Here is a 1083-nt window from a genome sequence, read left to right as displayed (position 1 = left end):
CTTTTTTCTCTATCGCTACGCGTTAGAAATTGTAAAATGCAAAGATAAGATTTTTTCTATCGCGGAATCTGGGTTTAAAAAACTCTATAGGATACATCTTACAAACTCTTTCTTTGTTGTCAGAGCCAAGACGAACTTAAAGTATAAGACAGTCAAATGGAAGCGAAGAATGCCAAAGAATATAATGATAGATGCGGAAGTGAAACGGACCGGATATCTCTCCGAGAAGAAATATCCGGAATCATTCAGAATCATCCGATATCACGACGAAGAAGATAATCGTAAGTTCACTTTTTTGACGAATGCGAAGCAACTTTCTGCATTGGATGTCGCCAATCTTTATAAGAAAACATACTGTCTTGTGGCTATTGTCCAACATGATATGAAGCTAAAACGCTCGACTTATGAAGTCTTGCAAATTCTCAGTATATCATTGACAGACAAAACTCACTTGCATGACCTGTTCGACAAGACTAATTTCAATGATGTCAAAAATCTATATGATCCCCTGATTCCGGGGTTATTTGATTAATTGTTTAATTCGTCCTATTTTAACGGGACACTAATGATGGCATATCTATAATTAGCGACTTTTTCCTCAAAAAAGAAGTATCAATCACAGGTCTTATTATACGTGTATTATCTGCTTCTATAATATAGGGATCTTTACGAATGGGTTGAATAATAGGACAATCAAATGCACCAATTAAATCAAGAAGCATATAACCCGACCCGTATAAATCCAACCGACAACAGACAGGTACAATGAAACAATAGACACACCTATTCTGAGTCCACCTTTTAAACTTCGATTCAAATCTTGCTCTATAACTCATTCCTTCTTCTGAATCAAAAATTCCGAATTATTGTCGGATAATTCACTTTCTCAATATTATGCTTAGTATTTTTTGCTTCCCAATTGCCTAAATAATGGAGAATAGTTAACCCCGACACAAAAGAAAACAGCAAATACAGCACTACTAAATAGCCATTTCTTCTCTTTTTATATTTAGTTGCTCCTTAAAATATATTCATTAAACTGTTTGTCAATAAAATAAATGGAATAATTATTGGATATTCTTG

At 34.1% G+C, this 1083-nt stretch carries 1 pseudogene; it reads left to right on the top strand.

Annotation, left to right across the window (positions count from 1 at the left end):
• Positions 1-532: pseudogene (locus EII41_RS13610) on the top strand (IS4 family transposase); the annotation flags it as partial.
• Positions 533-1083 lie beyond the last annotated feature (551 nt).

It is taken from the genome of Tannerella forsythia, from assembly GCF_003860135.1.
Lineage (GTDB): Bacteria > Bacteroidota > Bacteroidia > Bacteroidales > Tannerellaceae > Tannerella > Tannerella forsythia_A.
This window is presented reverse-complemented; position numbering and strand designations above follow the sequence as displayed.